The sequence below is a fragment of the Shewanella sp. SG41-4 genome, from assembly GCF_014164505.1.
Taxonomy (GTDB): domain Bacteria; phylum Pseudomonadota; class Gammaproteobacteria; order Enterobacterales; family Shewanellaceae; genus Shewanella.
In genome coordinates this window covers 1-5,405 of sequence record NZ_JACJFI010000258.1, presented here as the reverse complement: position 1 = coordinate 5,405, position 5,405 = coordinate 1, and the positions used below count along the sequence as shown (strand labels likewise).

The following is a 5,405-nucleotide window of genomic DNA, read 5'->3' as shown; positions in this document are numbered from 1 at the left end:
GCTCTGTGAAGCAGGAACCCATCGAAGCGACTAAGCTGAAAACTGCTTAGCGCCGTAGGAATCCCCTTCCTTTCCGCGTAGCGGCAAAATCCTTTTGGGGATTTTGAGGTGGGGGAGGATGTCAATTCATATCGATTGAAAAAATATTAAGACCTTCAGACTTTAATAAGCCTGTTGCTACGAGCTTTTTAATTGAGTGTGACACGTTAGGTTGATTTAATGAGTTCAGGCAAAACTTTATTGCTAGCTTCCAGGTGAACCAGGTATCTGTCTTTGATTTTACCTCTTGTGCTCTAGAGGTAAAATCTCAATACCATTTAAATAATATGATTGAAAATAAAAAAGTTTCTCGAAAACTAAAACATTTCCCTTACCGTCACTATTGCTCAAACAATGACTACGCACCAATCAGTGGAATAAGTCGTAATAACACATTCTCCATCACCCGATCTGGATTTTCAATAAAAGTGTCTTTTTACTCAAGAGGACTATCAAACATTAAAGGCTTCTTCCTTCATGGTTTGCTCTGCCCGACTGATCCCTAAACGCTGGGCAACTTGTTGCCACTGCTTCACTGTATTTAACACCTCATCGTAGATTTGCGTTGCTTCGATTTGAGTTAGCCTGAAAAAATCTATTACATCAAAAGCAAGCTGATAATCCAATGCATTGTCTGACTCTGTAATGTTCAAGTGAAGGCCTTTTTTACCCACTATGGGGTTTAAATCGTAAGCAGGTGATAGCTTCCAACCCTTGCCGGTTAATAGAAAACCATGATTACGAAGGTGATCATCTGTATTAGACACCGCAATATTAAATACTATTCGTCGCCATAATTGGGCAAGATCTGTTTTCGTTTGCGAGCCCTGATTGGAAAGAAACTCTGCTATTTCAAGATAGCTAGCTCCGTGTGAATGTTCACCATCATAATACTGGAGTTGAGTCATTGCTGATGAAAAATGCATACGTTTGTCACCAATCCGATCAAAACGTTTAGTCAAAAAGGTATGGTGCTTCGTTGAAAGTTTTCGGATCTCACTAGGAGAAACCTCAATGCCGGCCGCTAATGCAAGTTCGTAGCACACCATCTCCCACGCACCAACATCAAAGGTGTCATTAATATTTGGAAATTTAGCAATCCACAGATGGGTTTTCTCGTCTGTGACGCAGGCTTTTGGCCTTGCACCACCCAAAGAGGAACCTGGAGAAATTAGCATTCTCAGCCAGTGATAATATTCGTCACTGTCTATATTGTCGTCTTTTTCAATTTGAATAGCAGCATGCTCTAACTCACGCAACGATGCCATGGGAGGCGCTGCGAAATCGTCGTTGTTATCCAAGAAATGATGAGAGCCCACTTTTTTAAAGCGGATCCCCCCCATGCGGTAGGCGTCATGTACACCAAGCAAATAATCAAGCTCCGTTACACTATTACTAGGCCTAATACCTTTACGATATTCGATAGCCGCCCTTCTCTGCATAAGAATACGTCCCCAACGATCTGGCGATGAATCTAAAAAAGCGCGAAAGTTTTTATTGGCTTCATCATTATATAACTCACCAGCATGCAGAGTAAGCAAAGGGTCAATTTGCAAACAATAGGGTGATGTTAAAAAGGCTTTGTCATAGGCAAAGCTAAATACACCGCCTCGACTTAGATCGCTATAGGCCAATTGACCTATTAATAACGGCTTTTCGATGGGATGCCAGTCAGCATACACCCCTACCCGTTCTCTGCTCATTTTGAACCTTCCAGAAGTTTGATGTTTTGGAGTTTGATGCCTAATTCGTCATGCGCTGCCATTTCAGAGAAGTTGCTTTCCATGCCCATCACGGCCATAATTTTCAAATAAGTACCAATAGCCACACCAGGATCACCAGCAAATACCTTGTTCACCGTTTTATGGTCAAACCCAGTTCGCTCGCAGAGCATTTTTTTGGTCAACCCCCGTCGCTTTAACGCAAGCAACAAATCTTCACCAAAGAGAGTGAGTATTTTGAGCTGCTTTGGAAACAGCACACTGTGTAAGTCTCGCCTTGCCATAAAATCACCCAGAATAGTGAAAGCGTGTATTTAAAACGAAGACAAAGCTGAGCTTTAACCCACATAGCATGGGGGTACTTTTCGCCCCCAAGATGGAATTAAAACGAAGACATTTGTAACGCATTGATTTAGATTATCAATTGGTGTTTACCTTCCTAAAAGCTAAACAACCCCAAATGACTCATTGCGCAGACAGATTGCAAGGGTCATATCTGCCAGTGAAGTTCCTATGTCCATGGGAAAAGTGCCCAATACTTTATGTATCTAAGTCCAATTGAGCTTGCAATAACTCTTCAGCTTTTTCGGTAATAGTGTACCCCATAGCAGCGTAGCCTTTAGCTCTCTTTTGATACATTCTTTGCAGCATTGGCAAAGCAGAGTCGAGATAGTCAAACACTATCACTTTATCTTTTCCTTCAAACTGTCTTTGTATTCGACCAACATACTGCACTAGTGAGCCTTTCCAAGAGATAGGTAAGACAAGAAATAAAGTATCTAACTTTGGTAAATCGAAACCCTCACCAATATATTTTCCTGTCGCCACTATGACTTGAGTATCATCCAAGGCCGCCATTGAAAGCGCTCGCTCTTTAGCGCTCATCGCACCTCGCAGAAGCACAAAGCTAATCCCATTTTCTAACAATAACTCGCCTAACAATTCAGCATGTTCTCTGCGCTCAGTTAGAATTATAGGATGCCTTTGTTGTGCAACAACCGATAAAATATCAGAAATAATAAGGGCGTTTCTCTTATCATCATTCATTAACCAGCGATAAACATCCGCTATGTGCGATCGACCCTCCTCACCTCGCAACTCTAATGGAAGTTCAAATTGTAGTCTAGAGAGCTTAACCTGCTGAATAAACTTATTACCTTCATTAGCCACGACATGCCTTATTGGCCCTGCTTGCATAAATATTATCGGTTGATGACCATCCTGACGATGTGGAGTAGCAGTGATCCCCAAGATGTATTTTGCATGAACTTCATTCAACAACCTTTCGTAGTTGGGTGCAGAAATATGATGGCATTCATCAATGATAACTTGGCCATAGTCATACAACAGCGGAGCGACACTGTTATCTTTTCGATTAATCAGACTTTGATAAGTGGCAATATCTACTTGCCCTGTAGGCTTTCGTTTACCACCACCTATTAACCCCACATCGCAACCATCAAGAAATGCAGTTAAACGCTCTTTCCATTGATCCAATAACTGGCGACTATGAACCAAAATCAGAGTATTAACTTTACGCCGATGGATCAGGCCAATTGCTGCGACTGTTTTGCCAAATGCCGTCGGCGCATGTAACACACCAGTATCATGCTTTGCCAATACCGCTACAGCTTTCTTTTGATCTTTCCTCAACTCACCTTTGAACATTAACCCTTTTAAACGAGTCCCCTGCTTGCGCTTATCCTCCAACTCGATCTTAATCGCATTGCTTTCCAACAGACTAGATACTTCATCAAAGCAACCACGAGGTAAAGCTAGGTAGCCATTATCAACCTCCGCCAAGCAAATAAAGCGCTGGATCCCATTGGTTGAAAAACGTAACGCCTGAGTTTTAAAGTATACTGGGTTAGAAAAACTAGCAATTCGCTTTAGCCTTGCCAACAACGCCTGCGGTAAGGCACTTATACTAAAATATAAACGATTGGCTAGAACTAGAGTTAACTTTTCAGGACAGCCTGTAATGACTTCATAGCCTCTGGCGTAGTTTAGCTCCCAAGGCTTTCTTTCTGTATCTTGCTTCACATCTTGTGATTGATAACTAAGAATAATTTCTAATTGTTGCCTCGCAAGCTTTTTAACCGATGATAAGTAACCCCACTGATCAGAGTAAGGGGATAAATTTTCGTCAATAAATACGCTGTTACCTTGCTGACGAGGAGCATGTTGCAAAGGAAGTGCAATTAAGTTTCCAAAGCCTCCTATGGGCAGAAGATCCTGATTAGGAAACAGTCGGTCATAAGACTCGAATGATAGACCTGCATGAAACTCCATTGCTTTATCGAGCAAGATAAAACCTAACAGCCTGGCTTCTTTAGCTAATACTGGAGACTCAAAAAACACCCAGATATGGGCTCCATTACCGGAGCGCGAACGCTCCACACTACAAGAAATATTCAGTTCATTACACGCTTTTCTAAAAGCTTGTACAGCAACTTGCCAATCTGACTTATCAAAATCAGCAGCAAGCAACCAACAAGAATTATCCTCTAAAAGTGGATATAAGCCTATAGTATGTTTGCCTGAAAGGTGGCCGTATATGGCGCTTCGGTCTAACAACTTAAATGCTTGATTAACACATTCTGTACATTTTACTTTCGGTTTAAAACATATGCCTTGTTGCCATTCATTATGGCAACTAACCGAGTAGCCGCCGCGTCCTTCCTTACTTTGCCAACGATTAGCATAAATATCTTTTCTCCCACGAAACAGCCCCATATAGATATCTATTTTCTGAGTAGTGTTTAAGCTTAACATCGTAAGATTAGAGTTAAGCAAAGCTGAGCGTCTTGCGAGTAAGATTTGCCGCTCACTTTCTAGTTCAGAAAGTCTTTTATCTATGATTTCTAGTTCAACATCTGAAGACATAAGCATTAAACTTTTTATGGAAACCTTTAGTATGCAACGTCTTACTCCTTATCTAAACTTGATTTCAATACAAGCTTAAACTCAAGACCAGAAGAGTTCACGTGACGTGTTTTGTAACGATTAGGAAATTTTTCAAAAAAATCTGAAAGCTTATTTAAACCATAGTTTCTAGGATCAAAATCAGGCATTAAACGCTTTAAGTATTTTCCAGCTTCACCAAGTTTTGCCCAACCAGACTCATCTCGATAATTTTGCCATGCCTGATGCATTAATCTCCACAGTACACGCTCGTGCTCTTCTGTAGTAATCACAGGAATATTTTCTAAGTTATTTTCCACACCTAAGTTTTCAATAGCGATAAAGTCATCACATGCATTTTTAAATGAGGTTGGGGTCGTAGCTTTACCAACGCCTATAACATTGAGTTCCGACTCTCTGAGACGTGTAGCTAAAGAGGTGAAATCGCTATCGCTTGACACTAATGCGAAAGAGTCAAATCTCTGAGTAGAAAGCAGATCCATAGCATCAATAATCATGAGCGAATCAGTAGAGTTTTTACCTGAAGTATAAGCAAACTGTTGCTTTGCTTGAATTGCTAGCTCATTAAGTGGTTTCTTCCAGTTCTTCAACTGATCTGTAGAAAAGTCACCATAAGCACGCTTAATAATGATCTGGCCGAAGCTAGAAAGCTCTTCAATGATCAGGTGAAGTTTAGAGTGCTGAGTGTTTTCTGAGTCAATTAAAACGGCAATTTTTTTA

The 5,405-nt window shown here is 40.9% G+C and carries 4 protein-coding genes; all 4 read right to left on the bottom strand.

Annotated features, from left to right (window positions below; all coding sequences use genetic code 11):
- Window positions 1-491 precede the first annotated feature (491 nt).
- The gene (locus H5202_RS17525) at window positions 492-1,742 is read right to left on the bottom strand and encodes a type II toxin-antitoxin system HipA family toxin (protein ID WP_182773210.1); all 1,251 of its coding nucleotides are present in this window, start codon (window positions 1,740-1,742) and stop codon (window positions 492-494) included.
- Complete coding sequence (locus tag H5202_RS17520; RefSeq protein ID WP_126491569.1) at window positions 1,739-2,044, bottom strand: helix-turn-helix domain-containing protein; 306 nt, start codon at window positions 2,042-2,044, stop codon at window positions 1,739-1,741. The genes H5202_RS17525 and H5202_RS17520 overlap by 4 nt, the downstream gene beginning before the upstream one ends.
- Before the next feature lie 256 nt (window positions 2,045-2,300).
- Window positions 2,301-4,646: a TOTE conflict system archaeo-eukaryotic primase domain-containing protein gene (locus H5202_RS17515; protein WP_259397370.1), complete on the bottom strand. Its 2,346-nt coding sequence runs from the start codon at window positions 4,644-4,646 to the stop codon at window positions 2,301-2,303.
- 41 nt (window positions 4,647-4,687) lie between these two features.
- On the bottom strand, window positions 4,688-5,405 hold a 718-nt coding region (locus tag H5202_RS17510; RefSeq protein ID WP_182773208.1), incomplete at its 5' end, for an NYN domain-containing protein.